This window comes from Streptomyces typhae, assembly GCF_009755605.1.
In the GTDB taxonomy this organism is placed as follows: Bacteria; Actinomycetota; Actinomycetes; order Streptomycetales; family Streptomycetaceae; genus Streptomyces; species Streptomyces typhae.
Map to the genome: position 1 here is coordinate 256,140 of NZ_WPNZ01000004.1, position 21,223 is coordinate 277,362.

Annotated in this window: 20 protein-coding genes and 1 pseudogene; 12 read left to right on the top strand and 9 right to left on the bottom strand. The window is 74.7% G+C overall.

What is annotated here, in order from left to right; translation table 11 throughout:
* Positions 1-16 precede the first annotated feature (16 nt).
* Positions 17-361 (top strand): tetratricopeptide repeat protein, encoded by a 345-nt coding sequence (locus tag GPA10_RS09545; RefSeq protein ID WP_058852138.1) that lies wholly within the window; start codon positions 17-19, stop codon positions 359-361.
* Positions 362-379: 18 nt separating this feature from the next.
* Here GPA10_RS09545 and GPA10_RS09550 read toward each other — a convergent pair.
* Together GPA10_RS09550 and GPA10_RS09555 are read right to left on the bottom strand one after the other, a co-directional pair.
* A pseudogene (locus GPA10_RS09550) lies at positions 380-1,741 on the bottom strand (sensor histidine kinase); the annotation flags it as partial.
* 23 nt (positions 1,742-1,764) lie between these two features.
* The gene (locus GPA10_RS09555; protein WP_157165092.1) at positions 1,765-2,481 is read right to left on the bottom strand and encodes a response regulator transcription factor; all 717 of its coding nucleotides are present in this window, start codon (positions 2,479-2,481) and stop codon (positions 1,765-1,767) included.
* A gap of 305 nt (positions 2,482-2,786) precedes the next feature.
* Here GPA10_RS09555 and GPA10_RS09560 point away from each other — a divergent pair, with 305 nt between their 5' ends.
* Positions 2,787-4,022 carry a glycosyltransferase family 4 protein gene (locus GPA10_RS09560; protein ID WP_058852210.1) on the top strand — a complete coding sequence of 412 codons (1,236 nt, stop codon included), beginning with the start codon at positions 2,787-2,789 and terminating at the stop codon, positions 4,020-4,022.
* 156 nt (positions 4,023-4,178) lie between these two features.
* On the opposite strand, the gene crcB is transcribed toward GPA10_RS09560, so the two are convergent.
* Together crcB and GPA10_RS09570 are read right to left on the bottom strand one after the other, a co-directional pair.
* Entirely contained in the window at positions 4,179-4,553 is a 375-nt protein-coding gene (crcB, locus tag GPA10_RS09565) for a fluoride efflux transporter CrcB (RefSeq protein WP_343040585.1), read from the bottom strand.
* Complete coding sequence (locus tag GPA10_RS09570) at positions 4,550-5,272, bottom strand: fluoride efflux transporter FluC (RefSeq protein ID WP_157165244.1); 723 nt, start codon at positions 5,270-5,272, stop codon at positions 4,550-4,552. The genes crcB and GPA10_RS09570 overlap by 4 nt, the downstream gene beginning before the upstream one ends.
* A gap of 319 nt (positions 5,273-5,591) precedes the next feature.
* On the opposite strand from GPA10_RS09570, the gene GPA10_RS09575 reads away from it, so the two are divergent.
* Positions 5,592-6,617, top strand: a complete 1,026-nt coding sequence (locus tag GPA10_RS09575; protein WP_343040587.1) for an aminoglycoside phosphotransferase family protein — start codon at positions 5,592-5,594, stop codon at positions 6,615-6,617.
* An 82-nt stretch (positions 6,618-6,699) separates the two neighbouring features.
* A complete protein-coding gene (locus GPA10_RS09580; RefSeq protein WP_058852143.1) occupies positions 6,700-7,026 on the top strand; it encodes a WhiB family transcriptional regulator in 327 nt (108 codons plus the stop codon).
* Positions 7,027-7,720: 694 nt separating this feature from the next.
* On the opposite strand, the gene GPA10_RS09585 is transcribed toward GPA10_RS09580, so the two are convergent.
* Complete coding sequence (locus GPA10_RS09585; protein WP_198351550.1) at positions 7,721-9,163, bottom strand: dihydrolipoyl dehydrogenase family protein; 1,443 nt, start codon at positions 9,161-9,163, stop codon at positions 7,721-7,723.
* A gap of 117 nt (positions 9,164-9,280) precedes the next feature.
* On the opposite strand from GPA10_RS09585, the gene trxA reads away from it, so the two are divergent.
* A complete protein-coding gene (trxA, locus tag GPA10_RS09590; protein WP_157165094.1) occupies positions 9,281-9,664 on the top strand; it encodes a thioredoxin in 384 nt (127 codons plus the stop codon).
* A 91-nt stretch (positions 9,665-9,755) separates the two neighbouring features.
* Here trxA and GPA10_RS09595 read toward each other — a convergent pair whose 3' ends face one another.
* Positions 9,756-10,841 (bottom strand): LacI family DNA-binding transcriptional regulator, encoded by a 1,086-nt coding sequence (locus GPA10_RS09595; protein ID WP_157165095.1) that lies wholly within the window; start codon positions 10,839-10,841, stop codon positions 9,756-9,758.
* Between the two features lie 377 nt (positions 10,842-11,218).
* On the opposite strand from GPA10_RS09595, the gene GPA10_RS09600 reads away from it, so the two are divergent.
* Together GPA10_RS09600 and GPA10_RS09605 are read left to right on the top strand one after the other, a co-directional pair.
* Positions 11,219-12,640: an amidase gene (locus GPA10_RS09600; protein WP_058852147.1), complete on the top strand. Its 1,422-nt coding sequence runs from the start codon at positions 11,219-11,221 to the stop codon at positions 12,638-12,640.
* A gap of 94 nt (positions 12,641-12,734) precedes the next feature.
* Positions 12,735-13,091 carry a hypothetical protein gene (locus tag GPA10_RS09605; RefSeq protein WP_157165096.1) on the top strand — a complete coding sequence of 119 codons (357 nt, stop codon included), beginning with the start codon at positions 12,735-12,737 and terminating at the stop codon, positions 13,089-13,091.
* 15 nt (positions 13,092-13,106) lie between these two features.
* Here GPA10_RS09605 and GPA10_RS09610 read toward each other — a convergent pair whose 3' ends face one another.
* Positions 13,107-13,934 carry a TIGR02452 family protein gene (locus GPA10_RS09610; RefSeq protein WP_343040588.1) on the bottom strand — a complete coding sequence of 276 codons (828 nt, stop codon included), beginning with the start codon at positions 13,932-13,934 and terminating at the stop codon, positions 13,107-13,109.
* 280 nt (positions 13,935-14,214) lie between these two features.
* Here GPA10_RS09610 and egtA point away from each other — a divergent pair, with 280 nt between their 5' ends.
* Genes egtA through egtD form a run of 4 tightly spaced genes read left to right on the top strand, consistent with a single transcriptional unit; the run spans position 14,215 to position 18,761 of the window.
* Positions 14,215-15,567: an ergothioneine biosynthesis glutamate--cysteine ligase EgtA gene (gene egtA / locus GPA10_RS09615; RefSeq protein ID WP_157165098.1), complete on the top strand. Its 1,353-nt coding sequence runs from the start codon at positions 14,215-14,217 to the stop codon at positions 15,565-15,567.
* The gene (egtB, locus tag GPA10_RS09620) at positions 15,557-16,975 is read left to right on the top strand and encodes an ergothioneine biosynthesis protein EgtB (protein ID WP_246258964.1); all 1,419 of its coding nucleotides are present in this window, start codon (positions 15,557-15,559) and stop codon (positions 16,973-16,975) included. Before egtA ends, egtB begins: the two co-directional genes overlap by 11 nt.
* Entirely contained in the window at positions 16,975-17,730 is a 756-nt protein-coding gene (gene egtC / locus GPA10_RS09625; protein ID WP_058852151.1) for an ergothioneine biosynthesis protein EgtC, read from the top strand. Before egtB ends, egtC begins: the two co-directional genes overlap by 1 nt.
* A complete protein-coding gene (gene egtD, locus GPA10_RS09630; protein WP_343040591.1) occupies positions 17,727-18,761 on the top strand; it encodes an L-histidine N(alpha)-methyltransferase in 1,035 nt (344 codons plus the stop codon). Before egtC ends, egtD begins: the two co-directional genes overlap by 4 nt.
* A 93-nt stretch (positions 18,762-18,854) precedes the next feature.
* Here the strand turns inward: egtD and GPA10_RS09635 are convergent, their stop codons facing one another.
* Positions 18,855-20,129 carry an extracellular solute-binding protein gene (locus tag GPA10_RS09635; RefSeq protein ID WP_425505709.1) on the bottom strand — a complete coding sequence of 425 codons (1,275 nt, stop codon included), beginning with the start codon at positions 20,127-20,129 and terminating at the stop codon, positions 18,855-18,857.
* 257 nt (positions 20,130-20,386) lie between these two features.
* Between GPA10_RS09635 and GPA10_RS09640 the strand changes: the two genes are divergently transcribed.
* The gene (locus GPA10_RS09640; RefSeq protein ID WP_030571831.1) at positions 20,387-20,602 is read left to right on the top strand and encodes a dodecin; all 216 of its coding nucleotides are present in this window, start codon (positions 20,387-20,389) and stop codon (positions 20,600-20,602) included.
* Between the two features lie 75 nt (positions 20,603-20,677).
* Here GPA10_RS09640 and GPA10_RS09645 read toward each other — a convergent pair whose 3' ends face one another.
* Positions 20,678-21,205, bottom strand: a complete 528-nt coding sequence (locus GPA10_RS09645) for a phosphatase domain-containing protein (protein WP_058852153.1) — start codon at positions 21,203-21,205, stop codon at positions 20,678-20,680.
* Between the last annotated feature and the right edge of the window lie 18 nt (positions 21,206-21,223).

Below are 21,223 nucleotides of genomic sequence, written 5' to 3' on the forward strand. Positions count from 1 at the left end.
ACAGAGGAGGCACACGGTGGAGTTCACCTACTTCGACCACGGCACGGCCGCCGAGCGCTGGGAGCGTGCGCAGCAGTTCTTCGACGCCAAGGAGTACACGACGGCGGCGAGCATCCTCGCCCCGCTGGCCGACGAGGTGCCCGAGCAGGTCGCGCCGCGGCTGCTGCTCGCCCGCGCCTACTACCACTCGGCGCAGCTGCGGCGCGCGGAGGCCGAGCTGCGGACCGTCGTCGACCTCGACCCGGTCGAGGGGTACGCCCGGCTGATGCTGGGCCGCACGCTCGAACGCCAGGGCCGCGACGACGAGGCCGCGGCGCACCTGCGGATGGCGGCGGCGATGTCGGGTGAGGCCGTGGTCTGAGCCGTCGCGCGCGAGCCGTCCGCCCGGCCGCGCGTGGGCGAACACCCGGCCGTCGTGGGTCGTGGCCACCTCCCGGACGATCGCGAGGCCGAGGCCCGAGCCGGGCAGGCTGCGGGCGTCGTCCGCGCGGTAGAAGCGGTCGAAGATGCGGCCCAGGTCGGCGGCGGCGACCCCCGGGCCGCGGTCGCGCACGTCGATCCGGCCGCCGCGGACGGTGAGCTCGATGGGCGCCGTGCCGTCGCGGTCGAACTTGGCGGCGTTCTCCAGGAGGTTGGTGACGGCGCGCTGCACGGCGACGGGCCGGGCCCGGACGACGTCGGCGCCCACCGCGTCGACGGTGACGGTGCGGCCCGTGCGGCGGCGCGCGAGGGCCGCGGCCTCCTCCGCCAGTTCGGCGAGGGAGATGTTGGCGGGCCGCTCGTCGTCCTGCCGCCCCGCGGCGAGCTCCACCAACTCGTTGACCAGGTCGGTCAGTTCGCGGGACTCGTCGGCGAGGTCGGCCACCAGTTCGGCGCGCGCCTGCGGCGGCAGCGCGTCGACGCGGTCGAGCAGCGCGATGTTCGTCCGCAGGGACGTGAGCGGGGTACGCAGTTCGTGGCCCGCGTCCTGTACGAGCCGTCGCTGGTCGTCCTCGGCCTGCGCGAGGCGGCCCAGCATCCGGTCGAAGGAGCGGCCGAGGCGGCCCACCTCGTCGCGCCCGGCCACCGGCACCGGCCGGTCGACCCTGCCGGTCGCGGCGACGTGCTCGGCGGCGCGGGCCAGGCGCACCAGGCGCCGGGTGATGCGGCGCGCCAGCCACCAGCCGCTGACGCCCGCCGCGACCACCACCAGGGAGGCGAGCAGCAGCGTGCGCCGCTGGAGGGAGTGCAGCAGGTCCTCGGTGTCGCTGAACCGCTGGGCCAGCTGCACGGCGCCGCGCCCGCCGCCCAGGGACACCGTGGCCACGCGGTAGTCCTCGTCGCCGAGTTCCACGTCGCGGCGGGACACGACGCCCGGCCGGCGGTCGGCGGCGACCCGGCGGTCCGCGCCGGACACCGGCAGCCGCGGGGTGCCGCGACCGACGACCCTGCCGCCGGGGTCGACGACCTGGGCGTCGGAGCGCGCGGTCCTGGTCAGGTCGTCCCGTACGCCGTCGTGGTCCAGATCGGTGATGATCACGTACTCGTCGGCGTCGATGCTGCGCTGCCGCACCTGGGTGCGCAGCTCCTCGACGACCTCGGTGAACTGTGTCTGCTGGTCCCTGCGGACGAGGCGGGCCGCGGCGTCGTAGCTGAGGAAGCCCACGAGCAGCGTCACGGCGACGGCCACCGCCGCGAACAGCGCGGCGAAGGTCGTGGCCAGACTGCCGACGGGCGCGAGGCGCAGCCGGACGCCCCGCACACCGCCCCCGCCGCACGCGCCCCTCACGAGGCCCGCAGCACGTAGCCGACGCCCCGCACGGTGTGGATCAGCGGGGTCGCGCCCGGCACGTCGATCTTGCGGCGCAGATAGCCGACGTACACGGCGAGGTTCTTGGAGGCCGGGCCGAAGTCGTAGCCCCAGATGCGGTCGTAGAGGGTGCCGTGGTCGAGGACGATGCCCTCGTTGCGGGCGAGGAGTTCCAGGAGGTCGAACTCCGTGCGGGTCAGCTCGACTTCGCGGGTGCCGCGCCAGGCCCGCCGCGCCCGCGGGTCGATGCGCAGGTCGCCGGCCACGACCTGGGCGCCGGGGCCCTCGCCGCCGGAGCCGGGCACTCCCCTGCCGGCGGGTCCGCCGTCCGCCCGGCGCAGCAGGGCCCGCAGCCGTGCGAACACCTCTTCGACGTCGAAGGGCTTGGCCACGTAGTCGTCGGCGCCGGCGTCGAGCCCGGCTATGCGGTCGGCGGTCTCCACGCGCGCGGTGAGCATCAGGACCGGGGTGCGGTCGCCCTCGGCGCGCAGTACCCGGCAGACCTGGAGGCCGTCGATGCCGGGCATCATCACGTCGAGCACGAGCAGGTCGGGCGGGTCCGTGTGGGCGCGGGCGAGGGCCTGGACGCCGTCGGGCACGGCCGTGACGCGGTAGCCCTCCAGGGTCAGCGCGCGCTCCAGGGAGGTGCGGATGGCGCGGTCGTCCTCGGCGAGCAGCACGGTGTGAGGCATCGGCCCAGTCTGCCAAGCACGGGCCGCGCCCCGGGCGGGGGTTCGCACACCGTGCCCACCAGGGATGGCGTGTTCTTACCGGCCTCTCACCTTGGCCGGATTCCCGGCTTACCCCGGGGCACAAGAGTGGCCTTTCGTTTCCCGTACCGACCCGCACCGTTCACCGATGCGCATCGTCCTTACCCTTGACCGTACATATCCGTGTGAACCGACCTCTCGCACGGTCCGTCGAACACCATCGAGTTTCACCCAGTGAGTTTCACCCAATCGAGTTCCACCCAGGGGGACCTTTCCGCATGAAGGCTCTGAAGGTCGTGTTCCTGCTGCACAACGCCTACGGCGTGGGCGGCACGATCCGCACCACCCTCAACCTCGCCGCCGCGCTGGCCGATCGCCACCACGTCACCGTCGTCTCGTTGCAGCGGCACCGTGAGACGCCGCGGTTCACCTTGGACCCGCGTGTCACCCTCGTACCGCTGGTGGACCTGCGCCCCGAGAGCGCGGACGCGGCGGATCCGCTGCTCGCGGAGCCCGCCAGGGCCTTCCCGTCCGCGGAGGGCCGGCACCGGCAGTACTCCCGTCTGCACGACGCGCGGGCCGCGGCCTGTCTGCGGGACTGCGACGCCGACGTGATCATCGGCACCCGGCCCGGTCTGAACGTCTACCTCGCCCGCTACGGCCCCCGCGGCGCCCTGCGCATCGCCCAGGAGCATCTGCGCCACGACGCCCACAGCAAGCGGCTGCGCGGCCAACTCGCCCCGCACTACCGGAAGCTGGACGCCCTGGTCACCACCACGGAGGCCGACGCCGCGGTCTACCGCGAGCGGATGGCGCTGCCGGGCGTGCGGGTCCTCGCCGTGCCCAACATGGTGCCCGCTCCGGACGTGCAACCCTCCGACGGCACCGCGAAGGTCGTCGCGGCGGCGGGGCGGCTCGTGCCGGGCAAGCGGTTCGACCTGCTGGTGCAGGCGTTCGCGACGGTGGCGGAGCAGCATCCCGACTGGCGGCTGCGGATCTACGGCGGCGGCACGCAGAAGGAGCCGCTGCAGGACCTGATCGACGAGCTGGGGCTCGGCGGGAACGTGGAGCTGGCGGGGGTGCGCTCCCCCATCGAGGCCGAGTTCGCCCGTGCGTCGATCGCCGCCTCGGCCTCGGACGCGGAGTCGTTCGGCATGACGCTGGTGGAGGCGATGCGCTGCGGAGTGCCGGTGGTGTCCACCGACTGCCCGCTCGGCCCCGCCGAGATCATCACGGACGGGCACGACGGCAGGCTCGTGCCGCGCGGCGACGCCCCGGCGCTCGCCAAGGCCCTGATCGAGCTGATCGAGGACCCGGGGGCGCGGCGCGCGATGGGCGCCGCGGCCCTGGAGAGCGCCCGCCGCTACGACCCGGCGCCGATCGCCGCCCGCCACGAACGCCTCTTCGCCGAGCTGCGCACCGCCCGCCGCAAGCGCGCCGTCCGGCAGGCGCCGAAGCGGGCCGTGCGGCGGGCCCGGAAGCTGGCGGGCCGGGTGCTCCGGCGGCTGCGGCCTGCCCGCTGAGGCGCCTGGGTTGCCCCTCCGTGCGGTGCTCCGGGCGTGCGGCGCCCGGCGGTGCGGTGCGGTTGGGGTCTGCGGTGCCGTGCCGTGCCGTGCGGTTCGGGCGGAGGCGTACGGGCCCTGCCGTGTGGATGGGGGCCTGCGGTGCGGGCGGGGTGGTCACCCCCACCAGGCCCGCGCGCAGGCGACCCCCGCGAACGCGGCGCCGAGTCCGGCGAGCACGCTCGCGACGGCGTTGCCGACGGCGGCCGGGCGCGCGCCCTCCTCGGCGAGCCTGAGGGTCTCGTACGAGAACGTCGAGTACGTGGTGAGGGCGCCGCACAGACCGGTGCCGAGGAACGCCTGCGTGTGCGCGGACGCCACGCCCGCCGTCGCCGCGCCGGTCACCACGCCGAGGACGAAGCTGCCCACGACGTTGACGGCGAACGTGCCCCACGGAAAGAGGGTGTCGTGCCGTGCCCGCACCGCGCGGTCGGTGAGGTAGCGGAGCGGGGCGCCGATCATCGCCCCGGCGACCACCAGGAGCCAGGTCACCGGTCCTCCCCCGCACGGGACGCGCGCGCCCGCCGCCGCGTGACGGCGCGCCGCGTCAGCGCTGCCGCGCACCACACGGCGGCGAGCGCCGCCAGCAGCGTCAGGGCCAGACAGGCCAGGGCGGTGCGGAGGTGTCCCGCGTCGGCGAGGCGTTCGACGTCCACCGTGTACGTCGAGAACGTGGTGAAGCCGCCGAGCACGCCGGTGCCGAGGAACGGGCGGAGCAGCGGATGCGCCGGGCGCCTCGCGGTGCTGGTGGTGCTGGCGGTACTGCCGGTGCGTTCGGCGGCTTCGGTGAGTTCGGCGGCTGCGGTGAGTTCGGCGGCTTTGGCGGCTTCGGTGAGTTCGGCGGAGCCGGGGGCACCAGCGGCGTCGGCGACTTCGTTGGTCTCGGCGGTGTCGGCAGTCTCGGCGGTGTCTGTGCCCTCAGCGCCCTCAGCGAGGTCAGCGCCCTCAGCGACAAGGACCATCAGCACGCCGATCGCCGCGCACCCGGCGACGTTCACCGCGAGCGTCGTCCAGGGGAAGGCGCCGGTGGCGACCGGCCAGATCAGCGTGGCACCGTACCGGGCGGCGGCGCCCAGCGCGCCACCGACGGCCACCACGGCGACGACGGGTCCCTGCCCGCGCAGCAGGCCGGGCGGCGTGGCGGCGGCGGCCGGGCCGACGTCCGGATCGATCGGCTCCCCCGCACCGGCGGACCGCCGGTCGGCTCCCATGGACATGCGCACGTCTCCTACTCGCCGAGCACCCGGCACCGGGCGCGCTCCGTCGCAAGCAGGGACCGTTGGCGGCACCGTCGCCGCGGTTGGGGTGCGGCGGGCCCCACCGCCGCGCGGCGATCGCAGAAGATCACCGCGGTGACAGGCTAGCCGCCGCCCCGGGGGCCGGACCACCCGGGCCGTCCGGGCGGCGTACGAGAAGCCGCCGGGCGGGGGCCCGGTAGGCGGTGGAACGAAAACTCGGTGGACATCCTTTCGCCCGGTGGGTGGGATGTCGGCGGAGTCCGCAGATCCGCAGATCCGCAGAGGAGAGTTCGTGTCAACAGGTGGTACCCAGGAGCCGATGCCGTACGCGGAGTTCGCGGACCACGACGAGTTCGAGGACCACGAGGACCATGAGGACGACGCGGAAGGGCCCGCGGACGGCACCGGCGACGACGGCGCCCCCCGCATCGACGAGCCACTGCTGCGGCGGCTCCTGACCGCGCAGTTCCCGCAGTGGGCCCACCTGCCGATCAGGCCGGTGCCACGGTCGGGGATGGACAACGCGACGTACCGCCTCGGTGACGACATGGCGCTGCGGCTGCCCCGGTACGAGCGCTGGGTCGGGCAGGTGGAGCGGGAGCAGCGCTGGCTGCCGTGGCTGGCGCCGCAGTTGCCGCTGGAGGTGTCACGGCCGCTGGCGCAGGGCGAGCCCGGTGCGGGGTATCCCTTCCCGTGGTCGGTGTGCCGCTGGCTGGAGGGGGTGCCGGCGACGACGGACACCCTGGCCGATCCGCACCGTACGGCGGCCGAGCTCGGTGCGTTCGTGACGGCCCTGCGAGGGATCGACGCGACGGGCGGGCCCGCGCCGCAGTGGAGCAACGCCTTCCGGGGCGCCCGGGTGGGTGCCGAGTGCGACGCGCTGACCGCCGACTCGTTGGTCCGCGCCAAGATCGCGAAGCTGCGCGGGACGGTCGACACGGACGCGGTGACGGCCGTGTGGGAGGAGGCGCTCGCGGCGCCCGCGTGGGACCGGCCGCCGGTGTGGCTGCACGGGGACCTCGCCACCGGCAACCTGCTCGCCGTGGACGGGCACCTCTCCGCGGTGATCGACTTCGGCACGCTGGCCGTGGGCGACCCCGCCTGCGACCTGATACCGGCGTGGATGTTCCTGCCCGCCGAGGCCCGTGCGACGTTCCGTGCGGCGGTCGGCGCCGACGACGCGACCTGGGCGCGCGGCCGGGGGATCGCGCTCGCCGGGTCGCTTCCGGTTCCCGACGATCCGTTCTTCCAGCAGGACCCGGCTCGGGTGACCACGGCGCTGCGCCATCTGGAGGCGATCCTCGCGGACGCGGCCTGAGCCCGGGTCCGGCCCGTGGCCCGGACACCTTGTTTTCTCCGAACTCCGTTTGTGCGCCGATGCGTCGGGCACCCGCCGACGCATGGATGAGGTACCACAGCGACAGGAGTGGATCCAGAAGGCCGCGTGTGCCGACGAGGATCCGGAGCTGTTCTTCCCGGTCGGGACGACCGGCCCGGCGGAACGGGACCAGGAAAAGGCCAAACGGGTGTGCGAACGCTGCCCCGTGGCGCGCCAGTGCCTCACGTACGCGCTGCGGACCGGCCAGATGGCCGGGGTGTGGGGCGGCAAGGACGAGGGCGAACTGGCGGCGCTGCGGCGCAGGCGCCGGGCGGCCGAGCGACGCGGGGCGCCTCCCGGGGTCGCGGCCCGGGAGGCGGCGGAGGCAGGCTTCCGGCGCGCCGGCTGACACGCGGCCCCGGCCGCCCGGCCGACACCGGCAGACACACCGCCTGGCACCCGCCCGACCGACACCGGCAGACACACCACCCGTACAGCCGGACGGCCCGTCCGCCGAGACCGGCCGCCCGGTCGGCCGACGCCGCCAGACACACCACCCGCCGCCCGGCCGACTGACACCGCCAGACACACCACCGGCCGAACGACGCCGACCGGAGCCGCCGCCCGCACGGCCGGACGGCCCGACTGCCGGGACCGGCCGCCGACCAGCCGACGCCGGCTGAAACGCCGCCCGCACGGCCGGACGGCCCGTCCGCCGGGACCGGCCGCCGACTAGCCGACGCCGGCTGAAACGCCGCCCGCACGGCCGGACGGCCCGTCCGCCGAGACCGGCCGCCCGGCCAGCCGACACCGGCAGACACACCACCTGCCGCCCGGCCGACCGATGTCGGCAGACACACCACCCAGCTGACCGAGCCGCCACCCGCACGACCGGCCGCCCGCCCGGCCAACCGACCGACCGAGACACCCCCGTCCGATCGGCCGACCCCTCCAGCGAGACCAGCCGACCCGACCGGCCTAGACACCCCCGCCCGGCCGGGCAGCCCGGTCACCCTGACCCGCCGCCCCCAACCGTCGGGCGGGGGCGCGGCCGGCACCGGGGGCCGGGCACCGAGCGCACCGCCGCCCGGTGGCAGTACCCCTCACCCCCGGTAGGTCTCCAGCAGACGCAGCCACACCTCACTGATCGTCGGATAGGCCGGTACCGCGTGCCACAGGCGGTCGATGGGGACCTCGCCCGCGATGGCGATCGTGGCCGAGTGCAGGAGCTCGCTGACGCCGGGGCCGACGAAGGTGACGCCGAGGAGCACCTCGCGGTCGAGGTCGACGATCATGCGGGCGCGGCCGCGGTAGCCGTCGGCGTACAGGCCGGAGCCGGCGACGTTCGCGAGGTCGTAGTCGACGGCCCGCACCCGGTGTCCGGCGGACTCGGCGGCGGCGAGGGTGAGGCCCGCCGACGCCGCCTCGGGGTCGGTGAAGACGACCTGCGGCACCGCGGCGTGGTCGGCGGTGGCGCTGTGCGCGCCCCAGCGGTCGGTCTCCAGGAGGGGCACCCGCTGGGCGCGGGCGGCGATCGCGGCGCCCGCGACACGCGCCTGGTACTTGCCCTGGTGGGTCAGGAGCGCGCGCCGGTTCACGTCGCCGACGGCGTACAGCCAGTCCTTGCCCGCCACCCGGCAGCTGTCGTCGACGGACAGCCAGCTCCCGGGCTCCAGGCCGACGGTGTCGAGGCCGAGGTCGTCGGTGCGCGGGGCGCGTCCGGTGGCGAAGAGGATCTCGTCGGCCTCGATGACGGTGCCGTCGTCGAGGACGGCGGTGACGGTGTCCCCGTTCCGGCGGGCCTCCGTCACGGAGGCGTTCGTGCGCACGTCGGCGCCCGCCTCGCGCAGCGCGTCCGCGACCAGCTCCCCGGCGAACGGCTCCATCTTCGGCAGCAGCCCCCCGCCGCGTACGAGCAGCGTCACCCGGGACCCGAGGGCCTGCCAGGCCGTGGCCATCTCCACGCCGACGACACCGCCGCCTACGACGATCAGGCGCCCCGGCACCCGGTCCGCGCTGGTGGCCTCCCGGCTCGTCCACGGCTTGGCGTCGGCGACGCCCGGCAGGTCGGGCACGACGGCGCGGCTGCCGGTGCACACCGCGACGGCGTGCCGCGCGCTCAGGCGCACCGTCTCACCGTCCGGCCCGGTGACCGTGACCTCCTTGGTGCCGGAGAGGCGGCCGTGGCCGCGGTGGAGCTCGACACCGACGGACTCCAGCCAGCCCACCTGGCCGTCGTCCTTCCAGTGCGAGGTGTAGTCGTCACGGTGCGCGAGGACGGCGGCCGCGTCCAGGTCGCCGTCGACGAGGTGGCGCAGGCCCGGGACGCGGCGGGCGTCCGCGCGGGCCACGACCGGGCGCAGCAGGGCCTTGCTGGGCATGCAGGCCCAGTACGAGCATTCGCCGCCGACGAGTTCGCTCTCCACGATCGCGGCGCTGAGTCCGGCCGCGCGGGCCCGGTCGGCGAGGTTCTCGCCGACGGGTCCGGCGCCAATGACCACGACGTCGTAGGGAATCGTCCGGGTGGCATGTGAGGCTTCCGTCATGGGGACAGTCTGGTCCCAGGTGTGCGGCGTGGCCACACGGGTACGCGCGCGGAATACGGCCGTCGCCCCGGCCGTTGTGCACGACGGCTTCGCCCTCATCAGGAAGAGAGACAGACCATGAGCAGCACGACAGTGGAGCTCACGAAGGAAAACTTCGACCAGACGATGACGGAGCACGACTTCGTCCTGATCGACTTCTGGGCGTCCTGGTGCGGGCCCTGCCGCCAGTTCGCCCCGGTGTACGAGAAGGCCGCGGAGGCCAATCCCGATCTGGTCTTCGGCAAGGTCGACACGGAGGCCCAGCCGGAGCTGGCCGCCGCTTTCGGTATCCAGTCCATCCCGACCCTCATGATCGTCCGCGATCAGGTGGCGGTGTTCGCGCAGCCGGGCGCCCTGCCCCAGGAGGCCCTGGACGACGTCATCGGCCAGGCCCGCAAGCTGGACATGGACGAGGTGCGCAAGTCCGTCGCCGAGCAGCAGGCCACCGACCAGGGGCAGTGACGGACCCCGGGGCCTCCGGGAATCCGGGCAGAGCCGGGTGGGGGCGGACAAACGTACGTTTGTCCGCCCCCACCCGGCTCTGCGCGTACGGTCAGCTCGACTCGCGGTGCACCACGCTCGCCCCGAGCACGTCGTGCACCTCGGGGCGCCCGCCGGGCTCGCGCACCACCCGGTCGACGAGCTCGGCCAGGCCGCGGCCCGACGGCAGCTCGATGCGCACGCTGCTCAGGCGGGGTCTCAGGAGCCGGGCCAGCATCAGGTCGTCGGCACCGACGACGGCGGTGTCCTCGGGGACGGCGACGCCGCGGTCCTGGAGCGCGCGCGTCAGGAGCATGGCGTAGTCGTCGTTGTACGCGAAGACGGCGTCGAGGCCGAGGGCGGACCAGCGGTCGGTGAGGTGGGCCGCGGAGTCCTCCGTGTACGCGAGCGGCAGCTCGGTCACCTCGCCGGCGGCGACGCCGCGCACGGCGGCGCGGACGCCGTCCAGACGCGGCCGCGAGAAGACTTCGAGTCCGGGTTCCTCGGGGACGACGACGCCGATGCGGCGGCGGCCACGGGCCAGCAGGTGCTCGGCGGCGGCGCGGCCGACCAGGCGCTGGTCCATCAGCAGGGCGTGCGCCCCCTCGGCCCGCTGCGGGCCGAGGGTGAAGACGGCCTTGGCGCCGGAGCGTTTGAGCACGGCGACACCGCGGGCGCCGAGCGCGGTGGCGTCGGGCGCGAGGACGGCCACCGGACGCAGTTCGGCCCAGGCGCGGGCCGCCTCCTCGCCGGTCAGGCCGAGGCTGCCGTACTGCACCACCGTGTAGTCGAATCTGCTGAGGGCCCACTGGAGTTCGTTGAAGAACGCGCTGAACAGCGGCCCCACGGCGATCTGCGGTGTGGGCATGAGGACCATGCGGGAGTGCCCGGCACGCAGGCTGCGGGCGGCGGCGTGCGGGACGTAGCCGAGTTCCTTGGCCGCGGCGTGCACACGGCGGCGGGTCGGCTCGCTGATCCGGACGGCGCTGGTGTTGTTCAGGACATAGCTGACGGTGGCGCGCGAGACGCCGGCGAGGCGGGCGACGTCGGCGCTCGTCGGCACGGAGTGCGGCGTGCCCTGCGGCACGGAGTCGGGCGGGGGGCTCGGCGCAGCCGGCGCCGGGCCCGGCACGGGCTGCTGCTTCGGTATCTGCACCATGACGCCCGCAATCCTTCCAGACGGACCCGGGGCGCACCCAGGCGGGCGCGGGGGCGCTGCCGGGCAGGCGGCGGGGCACGGCCGCGCACACCGTCCTGCCTGGTCGCGCACCTCGTCACGCACGCCCGCAGCGGCGCACACACGGCCCCGGCAGGGGGTCGCGCGCCGCCCCCGCGCGCCGTCACGGGGGTCGCCGCGCCCGACGGTCGGCGTGAACTCCTCCGCGCGGATGGCGCGTTGGGGCGCCGGAGGCTACCGTGCGGTCACCTGTCCACCCACCTGCCCACCTGCACACCCGCCCAGTCGTCGGCACACCCACCGGTCACCTGCACACCCGCCCGGTCAACGGCAAGCTCTCCCGAACGAAGGTGCCCCCCATGACCGCCGACCGTTCCCCGGGACTCGCGGAGACCGCCCGCGCCCTCGCCGCGGGTGAGGTGTCCGCACGGGAGTCGACCGAGCGGGCGCTCGCCCGGATCGAGGCGGCGCAGCCCGTGCTCAACGCGTTCCGGGTGGTGCGCGCCGAGGCCGCGCGGGCCGAAGCGGACGCGGCGGACCGGCAGTTGGCGGCGGGTGTGCGGGCGCCGCTGCTCGGTGTGCCGGTGGCCGTGAAGGACGACACCGACGTGGCAGGTGAGCCCACCGCGTTCGGCTGCCCGGGGACCTTCCCGCCGCAGGCCGAGGACGCGGAGGCGGTGCGCAGGCTGCGGGCCGCGGGCGCGGTCGTCGTCGGCAAGACCAACACGTGCGAGCTGGGGCAGTGGCCGTTCACGGAGGGCCCGGCGTTCGGCGACACCCGCAACCCGTGGCACACCGGGCACACCCCGGGCGGCTCATCGGGGGGTTCGGCGGCGGCGGTGGCCGCGGGCCTCGTGCCCGCCGCGCTCGGCTCGGACGGCGCCGGGTCGGTGCGGATACCGGCGGCGTGGACGCATCTGGTCGGGATCAAGCCGCAGCGCGGGCGCATCTCGACCTGGCCGTGGCCGGAGGCGTTCAACGGCATCACCGTCAACGGCCCGCTGGCCCGCACCGTCGCCGACGCCGCGCTGCTCCTTGACGCGGCCTGCGGCAACCACGAGGACGACCTGCACCAGCCGGCACCCATCCGGGCGGCGGACGCGGCCCGGCGCGACCCGGGGCGGCTGCGGATCGCCCTGTCGCTGCGCATGCCCTTCACCGCCACGCCGAAGCGGCTGCACCCGCTGGTGCACGGCAAGGTCCTCGGGCTCGCGGAGCGCCTCGCCGCGCTCGGCCACGAGGTGACGGAGGCCGATCCGCGCTACGGCCAGATCGGCCTGGCCTTCGTGCCGCGGGCCACGGCGGGCGTCGCCGACTGGGTGCGCCGGGTGCCGGACCCCTCGCTGCTCGACCCGCGCACGAAGGAGGCCGCCCGCCTCGGCCGCCTCCTCGGCGGCGCGCCGCTGCGGCTCTCGCGGCGCGCCGAGGCGACGCTGCACCGCCGCGTCGGCGCCGTCTTCGACACGTACGACGTGGTGCTCGCGCCGACGACGGCGACCCCGCCGCCCCGCGTGGGCACCATGGCCGAGCTGAGCGGCTGGCGCACCGACCAGGCGATGATCGCGGCGTGCCCGTACGCGTGGCCGTGGAACGTCCTCGGCTGGCCCGGCGTGAACGTGCCCGCGGGCCGGGTCGCGGGCGGTCTGCCCGTCGGCGCCCAACTCCTCGGCCCCGCGGGCAGCGAACCCCTGCTCATCTCGCTCGCCGCCCAGTTGGAGGACGACCTGCGCTGGCACGAGCACTGGCCCGAGCCGCTCGCCGACACCCGGGCCGCACCCTGAAACAGCCACTCTGTAACCGGCAATCGGCACCTTGAAACCGGAAAGCGGTGAAAAACCTGTGCGCACGCGCGCCCGTGCGCCTAACGTCCAGAACGTGCAGATCTACGAACTCCACATCCACGGATGCGCCGGGACGGACGAGGCGCTGGCCCTTCAGGAGCCCCTGGCCCGGCTGCTGTGTCCCGTAGAGGACCACGAGGGCCCCTGCGAGGTGCCGTGGGGCTGCACGCTGCGCGACGAGCCGCGCGAGGACGGGCCGCAGGACGATCCCGACGAGTGCGTCCTCGTGCTCGGCATCTTCGCGGACGCGCGGAAGGCCGATGAGGTCCTCGCGCGAGTACGGGCGTTCGTCGGCGCCGCGCACCGGGTGGTGCTCCGCGACGCCGTCACGGACACCTTCGACGAGCTGGCGGAGCAGTACCGCATCGAGCAGGGCCTGGGCACGGCCTGAGCCGGGCCGACGCCCTCACCCGCCGGACGCGAAGGCGCGCTCGAACGCGGCGCGTGTCGCGGTGTCCCCGCTCCGGTCGAGCACCCCGAACACCACGTGGTCGAAGTAGCCCGCGAACCGCCCCGGCGCCCGCAGGAGCGCGTGGAAGGCCGCGGCGACCTGGGCGGGGTCGTTCCGGAAGACCCCGCAGCCCCACGCGCCGAGGACGAGCCGCCGGTGGCCGTGGGCCGCGGCGGTCTCCAGGACGCGTTCCGCCCTGACGGCCAGCGCCCGCGGCAGCGCGGCGGCCCGCTCGGGTGCCGTGCGCCGCACCACGCCCGCGTTGGGCGCGGGCGAGGTGAGGAATCCGGCCACGTACGGCACCTCCAGGAGCCTGCCCCGGTCGTCGCGGAAGACGGGGACGGCGGGCGCGTGGATGACGCGGTCGCTGTAGAAGGGATCGAGGTGCGCGCGGTGGTGGTCGTAGAAGCCGCGCTGCTCCAGGAGGCAGGCGTACAGCGCGGAGGAGCGGCACAGCGCCTCCTCCTGCGCCTGTGCGCCGTTCAAAAAGCCGCCGCCGGGATTGCGTGCGGAGGCGAAGTTCAGGACGGCCGCCGGACCCCCGCCGGTGGTGTGCAGGCGGTGTGCGGCCTCCAGGCTGGACTCGCCGGTGACCTCGACGGTCGTCGCCACCTGGGCCCGCGCGGGGACGCCGACGGGCTCAGGGCCGTGCAGGCTGGTGCCCGCGCGCGCGGCGGACACCGCGTCCGCGAGCGCGACGTGCCGGCCGCCGGGGGTCGTGTACCCGCCGGCCGCGACGATGTCCACCGTCTCCTGCGCGATCCCGCGCAGCCGCGCGCTCACGGCCGCGCCCCCGCCCCGGCACCCGCGGCAGCACTCGGCGAGCCGGGCGCCCCACCGGACAGCGTGCTGGGCACGACCCCCGTGGCCACAGGGACCACGTGGGTCCCACTGATCTCCCCCGTGTCGAACATGAACAGATGGTGTGCCGGGTCCCACAGCCATCGCAACAGTATTTACCGGCCACGCGGGCAGTCTTGTGCGAAATAGCTTCAAGGTCTTGGGTGTTACGAGCGCTGCCGGGCAGTCCGCCCGTGCAGGCCGGAACAGGAGGATCCCCGACATGCCAGAGGGAGACTGTACGGAACGCCCCGCGCGGCTCGGCCGAGCCGTGACGGAGGCGGAGATCGAGGCTCTGGTGCGCGGCATCTGTTTCAAGACGGGGCCGCCCGCCGTGACCGGTGTGGAGCTGGAATGGCTTCTGCACCGACCGGACGCACCCGATGCCCCCGTGACGTCCGCCCGCGTCGAAGCCGCCCGCGCGGCTCTCGCGACGAAGTCCCTGCACTCGGCGGTCACCGTCGAACCCGGCGGCCAGCTGGAGCTCAGCTCGCTGCCCGCCGCCTCGCTCATGGAGTGCACAGCAGCCGTATCGGCCGATCTGGCCGTCGTGCGCGACACCCTGAGACCCCTTGATCTGACCCTCACCGGCCTCGGCGCCGACCCCTGGCGCGCGCCGAGCCGCATCCTGCACGAGCCGCGCTACGACGCCATGGAGTGCTGGTTCGACCGCGCGGGTGACGCCGGGCGCCGGATGATGTGCTCCACGGCGTCGGTACAGATCTGCCTCGACGCGGGCTACGAGGAGCCGGGCCCCCTCGGCTACGCCCGCCGCTGGCGGCTCGCGCATCTGCTCGGGCCCGTCCTGGTCGCCGCGTTCGCCAACTCCCCGCTCCAGGAGGGCAGGCCCACCGGCTGGCGCTCCACCCGGCAGGCGGTGTGGGCGGGCATCGACCCCGGCAGGTCGGGGGCGCCCGCGCTCGACGAGGAGCCGCGGGCGGCCTGGTCGCGGCACGCCCTTGACGCACCGGTGATGTGCGTGCGGGCCGAGCCGGGTGACAGCGCGCCGTGGCTGGTGCCCGAGGGTCTGACCCTGCGGTCCTGGGCCCGCTCCGGAGCGCCCCGCGCGCCCACCCGGGACGACCTCGACTACCACCTGACGACGCTGTTCCCGCCGGTCAGACCGCGCGGGCACCTGGAGCTGCGGATGGTCGACGCGCAGCCGGGCGACGACGGGTGGATCGTGCCGCTCGCGGTGACCTGCGCGCTGTTCGACGACGCGGAGGCCGCCGAGACGGCCTACCGCACCGTCAAGCCGCTGGCCGAGCGCGCGGGGGCCGTGCCGCCGCCGCACAGCCCGCTGTGGCTGGACGCGGCAAGGCACGGCCTCGCCGATCCGGAGCTGCACGAGGCCGCCGTCGTCTGCTTCGCCGCCGCGCTCGACGCGCTGCCGCGGCTCGGCGCCGACCGGCAGGTGCTCGCGGCCGTCGCCGCGTACGCCGAGCGGTACGTCGCCCGGGGCCGCTGCCCCGCCGACGACCTGCTCGACGGCCTGCCCGACGGCGAGCCCGCACACGGGACGCACACGGGACTTGGGACACCCCTCCCGGGAAGGACGCACACCGATGACCGGTGACAGGACCGGAATCCAGCACGACGCCACGACCCACCCCCACCGCCCCCACGACCCCCACGACCCCCACGACCAGGACGTCGCCACCGACCCCGAAGCGCTGCGGGCGCGGGCGCGGACCGCGCTGCTCGCCGCCCGGGAGCGCACCGCGCTGCTCACGTCCTGCGTCGAGGACCCCGAACTGACCGCACAGCACTCGCCGTTGATGTCACCGCTGGTGTGGGACCTCGCGCACATCGGCAACCAGGAGGAGCAGTGGCTGCTGCGCGCCGTCGGCGGCCGCGACGCGCTGCGACCCGAGATCGACTCGCTGTACGACGCCTTCGAGCACCCGCGGGCCACCCGTCCCTCGCTGCCGCTGCTCGCGCCGCAGGAGGCACGCCGCTACGCCGCCGACGTGCGCGGCCGTGCCCTCGACGTCCTGGAGAGCACACCGTTCCACGGCTCGCGGCTCACCGACGCGGGCTTCGCCTTCGGGATGATCGCGCAGCACGAGCAGCAGCACGACGAGACCATGCTGATCACCCATCAGCTGCGCGCGGGCGCCCCCGCGCTCACCGCCCCCGAGCCGGAGCCCGCTCCCGCTTTCACCGGCCCCGCCGAGGTCCTGGTCCCCGGCGGCCCGTTCCACATGGGCACGACGACGGAGCCGTGGGCGCTCGACAACGAACGGCCCGCGCACCGGCAGTTCGTGCCGCCGTTCTTCCTCGACACCACGCCGGTCACCAATGGCGCGTACCGGCGCTTCGTCGACGCGGGCGGCTACGACGACCCGCGCTGGTGGGACGAGCGCGGCTGGGAGACCGTACGCCGCAACAAGCTGACCGCGCCGCTGTTCTGGCGGCGTGAGGCGGGCCAGTGGCTGCGGCGCCGCTTCGGCCACGTCGAGCCGGTACCGGACGACGAGCCGGTGCTGCACGTGAGCTGGTACGAGGCGGACGCCTACGCGCGCTGGGCCGGGCGGCGGCTGCCCACGGAGGCCGAGTGGGAGAAGGCCGCCCGCCACCAGCCCGGCGAGGACCGCTCGACGCGCTATCCGTGGGGGGACGCGGAGCCGACGCCGGACCGCGCCAACCTGGGCCAGCGGCATCTGCGTCCGGCGCCCGCGGGCAGCTATCCGCGGGGCGCGTCGCCGCTCGGCATCCGGCAGCTGATCGGCGACGTGTGGGAGTGGACGGCGAGCGACTTCCTGCCCTATCCGGGCTTCGTCGCCTTCCCCTACCGGGAGTACTCGGAGGTCTTCTTCGGCGGCGACTACAAGGTGCTGCGCGGCGGCGCCTTCTCCGTGGACGCCGTCGCCTGCCGCGGCACGTTCCGCAACTGGGACCACCCGGTGCGGCGGCAGATATTCTCCGGCTTCCGCACGGCGCGCGACCTGACGGCCGCCGAGACCGCCGCGGGGCTCGCCTGATGTGCCGTCACCTCGCCTTCGTGGGCGAGCCCGAGAGCCTCGGCGCGCTGCTCGTGTCGCCCCCGCACAGCCTCTTCCGGCAGTCGTGGGCGCCCCGCAGACAGCGGTACGGGACGGTCAACGCGGACGGTTTCGGCGTGGGCTGGTACGCGGACGGCGATCCGGTGCCGGCGCGTTACCGCAGGGCCGGCCCGATCTGGGCCGACCAGTCGTTCGCCGACCTCGCCCGCGTGGTGCGCTCGGCGGCGGTGCTCGCCGCCGTGCGCGACGCCACCGAGGCGGGCGCGGACGGGGAGGCCGCGGCGGCACCGTTCGGCTCGGGGCCGTGGCTGTTCAGCCACAACGGCGCGGTGTCCGGCTGGCCCGGCACGCTGGCGCGGGTCGCGACCGCGCTGCCGCCCGCCGACCTGCTGTCCCTGGAGGCGCGCTGCGACTCCGCCCTGGTGTGGGCCCTGGTCCTGGAGCGGCTGCGGCGCGGCGACGCCATGGCGCAGGCGCTCGCCGACGTCACCGTCGAGGTCGCCGGGGCCGCGCCGGGCTCCCGGCTGAACCTGCTGCTCACCGACGGCGAGACCATCGCCGCCACGGCCTGGGGCGACACCCTGTGGTACCGCGCCGACCCCGGCCGGAGCACCGTCGTGGCCTCCGAGCCCTGCGACGAGGACCCGCGCTGGCGCGAGGTGCCCGACCGCACCCTGCTGGCCGCCGGCCGCACCGACATCCTGCTGACCCCGCTCAAGGAGCCCACCGCGTGAGCCCGTTCCTGCTGACCCGTACCCTGCCCGAGGACGCGACCGGCGCCGCGCTGCGCGCCGACGTCCTGCACGGCCTCACCCGAGCCGCCCACGACCCGGCTGCCGGACCCGCCACCGGCCCGGCCGTCGCCGCCATCCGCCCGGCCGTGGTCCCGGCGGCGAAGTCGCTGCCGCCGAAGTGGTTCTACGACGCGCGCGGCAGCGCCCTGTTCGACGAGATCACCACCCTGCCCGAGTACTACCCGACGCGCGCCGAGCGGGAGATCCTGGTGTCCCGTGCCGCCGAGATCGCCGGGGTGACGGGCGCGCGCACGCTCGTCGAGCTGGGTTCGGGGTCTTCCGAGAAGACCCGGCACCTGATCGACGCGCTGCCCGCGCTGCACACCTACGTGCCCGTCGACGTCAGCGAGTCCGCGCTCACCGGCGCCGCGAACACGCTGCTCGCCGAGCGGCCCGCGCTGGACGTGCACGCCCTCGTCGCCGACTTCACCCGCGGCCTCGCGCTTCCCGGCACGCCGGGGCCGCGCCTGGTCGCGTTCCTCGGCGGTACCATCGGCAATCTGCTGCCCGCCGAGCGTGCCGCCTTCCTCGGCTCCGTACGCGACCTGCTGTCGCCCGGTGACGCGCTGCTCCTCGGCACGGACCTGGTCAAGGACGAGTCGGTGCTCGTGTCGGCGTACGACGACGCGACGGGGGTGACCGCCGCGTTCAACAAGAACGTCCTGCACGTCATCAACCGCGAGCTGGGCGCGGACTTCGATCCGGGCGCGTTCACGCACGTCGCGGTCTGGGACCCGGCCCACGAGTGGATCGAGATGCGGCTGCGTTCGGACGTGGACCAGACCGTGAAGATTCCCGCGCTCGACCTCGCGGTGCAGTTCGACCGGGGCGAGGAGATGCGTACGGAGATCTCCGCGAAGTTCCGCGAGGAAGGAGTGCGGTCGGAGCTGGCCGACGCCGGTCTGTCCCTGACGCACTGGTGGACGGACGAGCGGAACCGCTTCGCGCTGTCGTTGAGCACACCCGCCTGAGCGGACCGCGGCACCGGCGCGGGAGGGCCCGGGGGCCGGGGCACGTCACGTGCCCCGGCCCCCGGTCCGCGGTCCCCGGCCCCTCGGTCGGGGTCAGGAGGCGTCAAGTTCCTCGGTGATGCGGCGGGAGGCGGCCTTCGCCGCGGCGGGCGCGTCGGCGCCGCCGAGCACCTTGGACATGTACTTCTTGATCGGGTTGTCGGCCTCCACGGCCGCCCACTGGGGCGAGTTGGGCGTGGCCCGGCCCTGCGCGGCACCGGCGGCCATGGCGGCGATCGCGGCCTTCCCGGAGACGGCGGAGGACAGCTTCGTCTTGTTCGGCACGTAGTCCATGGTGCGCGCGAGGTCCCGCTGCCACTTCTCGCCCGCGAGCGCCTTCACGACCTCGACGGCGCCCTTGCGCTGGTCGGTGCCGTCCCGTACGACCAGGTCGGAGCCGCCGGTGAAGACGGCGCCCGGCTTGCGGGTGGTCTTGCCGGGGACGGGGAAGTAGCCGAGTTTGCCCTTCAGCTCGGGGTTCTTCTCCTCGATGGCGCGGGCGACGCCGGGCACGGCGATGAGCTGCGCGACGTCCCCCTTGGCGAACACCTCCGCCTGCGGCGGGTGCTCCTCGTCCGCGTTCGGCGGGCCGTCGCCGAGCGCCTGGAGCTGCCGGTAGAAGTCCATGCCCCTCAGGGCCTCGGGTGTGTCGAGGGTGCCCTGCCAGTTGCCGGACCTGTCCTTGGCGAGGTCGCCGCCCTCGTCCCAGATGAAGCCCGCGAGGGTGTACCAGTCCTGGCCCGCGAGGTAGATCCCCTGGGTGGAGCCGGAGTTGAGCCGCTCGGTGGCGTCGAGCCACTGCTGGCGCGTCCTGGGCGGCTGCTCGACGCCGGCCTGATCGAACAGGTCCTTGTTGTAGATCACCACGCGGTTCGCGGCGTACCAGGGGATGCCGTACTGGCCGCCGTCGTAGCGGCCGGGCTCGGCGAGGCCCGGGAGCCAGTCCTTCATGCCGAGGTCGCGGGCGGACTCCAGGGTGAGGTCCTCGAGGCCGCCCTGGTCGACGTACTGGGCGACCTGGGTGTTGCCGACCTCGATGACGTCGGGGCCGTCGTCGTTCTTCAGGGCCGCCTTGACCTTCTCGCCGATGCCGGTCCACTCCTGGAGCTTGATGTCCAGGTCGAGGTCGCCGTGCTGCTTCTCGAAGTCCTCGGTGAACCGCTTCAGGAAGGCGTCCGACGCGCTCCCCCGCATCAGCCACACCGTGACGGTGGTGCGTTCGTCACTTCCACCGGGCAGGACGCCGCAGCCGGGCAGCACGGCGGTGGAGGCGAGAGCGAGGGTGAGGGAAAGGGCGATGCGGAGGCGGCGCGGGTTCACGTCGGTCACTTTCTGACTGCGGACAGCAAGGGGGAAGCCCGACGTGGGGAAAGCTCAAGCTCAGAAGAGCACAAGCTCGAACGGGTGTGCAGGATTTTGGTATGTACCAACTCGTCGGTCAAGAGGCGTGCGCACATTTGTGTCACATCTGTGTCACTTCGGTGGACGTGCGCCCACAGGTTCCCACGAGTCCGCCGGGAGGCCCGCACCCGGTCCCGGCACTACCGTGGAGGGCACCGCACCGCCGCGGAGAGGAGAAGCCGCTCATGTCCGACCACACCTACCGGGTCACCGAGATCGTCGGCACTTCGCACGAGGGCGTCGACCAGGCCATCCGCAACGGCATCGAACGCGCGTCACAGACCCTGCGCGGCCTCGACTGGTTCGAGGTCACCCAGGTGCGCGGCCATATCGAGGACGGGGAGATCCAGCACTTCCAGGTCGGCATGAAGGTCGGATTCCGCCTGGAGGACGCCTCCTAGGCCCGTCCGGGCCCCGTCCGGGCCCGTTCGGGCCGAGGGGACGCCGCCTTCCCAGGCCCTCCTGGGGCGTGAGCGTCACGTACGCCCCTGCCGCTCCTGCGCGTCCCGGAGCTCCGCCGACGCGCTGCCCCAGCGCGCCCGCACCACCGTGAACCCGGCGCGCTCCGCGTCGTCGCACACCAGCTCGTCGTCGTCCACCAGCATGCGGATCTCCCGGTCCCCGGCGAGCCGTCGCAGGATCTCCAGCTTGGTGTGGCGTGCGGGGCGCCGGTCCTGGTCGCCGCGCATCCAGATCCGCCCGGCGGGCAGCGCCTGCGCGGCCAGCCACGCCTCGGTGTCGGCGCGGCAGCGCTCGGGCCGCCCGGTCAGATAGACGACCTCGCACTCCCCGGCGCTGTCACGGGCGAGCCGCACGCCCTGTTCCAGCGGCGGGTCCGCGGGGGCCGCCGCGAAGAAGGCGTTCCAGTCGCGCGGTCTGCGCCGCAGATGGCGCTGGCGGTGCGCGGTGTCCGCGAGGGTGTTGTCGAGGTCGAACACGGCGAGGGGCCGGGAGCCCGGGGTCCGCCGCGGGCCCGTACCGGACCGGCTGCTGTCGTTCGTCATGCGCCCAGCGTAAGGACG

What these genes read in the sequence shown, in the direction of transcription:
- GPA10_RS09570 (WP_157165244.1), bottom strand. Translation starts at nt 5,272, where the DNA reads ATGGGAGCCGACCGGCGGTCCGCCGGTGCGGGGGAGCCGATCGATCCG.
- GPA10_RS09580 (WP_058852143.1), top strand. Translation starts at nt 6,700, where the DNA reads ATGGATGAGGTACCACAGCGACAGGAGTGGATCCAGAAGGCCGCGTGT.
- GPA10_RS09645 (WP_058852153.1), bottom strand. Translation starts at nt 21,205, where the DNA reads ATGACGAACGACAGCAGCCGGTCCGGTACGGGCCCGCGGCGGACCCCG.
- egtB (WP_246258964.1), top strand. Translation starts at nt 15,557, where the DNA reads ATGACCGGTGACAGGACCGGAATCCAGCACGACGCCACGACCCACCCC.
- egtA (WP_157165098.1), top strand. Translation starts at nt 14,215, where the DNA reads ATGCCAGAGGGAGACTGTACGGAACGCCCCGCGCGGCTCGGCCGAGCC.
- egtC (WP_058852151.1), top strand. Translation starts at nt 16,975, where the DNA reads ATGTGCCGTCACCTCGCCTTCGTGGGCGAGCCCGAGAGCCTCGGCGCG.
- trxA (WP_157165094.1), top strand. Translation starts at nt 9,281, where the DNA reads ATGAGCAGCACGACAGTGGAGCTCACGAAGGAAAACTTCGACCAGACG.
- GPA10_RS09600 (WP_058852147.1), top strand. Translation starts at nt 11,219, where the DNA reads ATGACCGCCGACCGTTCCCCGGGACTCGCGGAGACCGCCCGCGCCCTC.
- GPA10_RS09640 (WP_030571831.1), top strand. Translation starts at nt 20,387, where the DNA reads ATGTCCGACCACACCTACCGGGTCACCGAGATCGTCGGCACTTCGCAC.
- GPA10_RS09585 (WP_198351550.1), bottom strand. Translation starts at nt 9,163, where the DNA reads ATGACGGAAGCCTCACATGCCACCCGGACGATTCCCTACGACGTCGTG.
- GPA10_RS09595 (WP_157165095.1), bottom strand. Translation starts at nt 10,841, where the DNA reads ATGGTGCAGATACCGAAGCAGCAGCCCGTGCCGGGCCCGGCGCCGGCT.
- GPA10_RS09555 (WP_157165092.1), bottom strand. Translation starts at nt 2,481, where the DNA reads ATGCCTCACACCGTGCTGCTCGCCGAGGACGACCGCGCCATCCGCACC.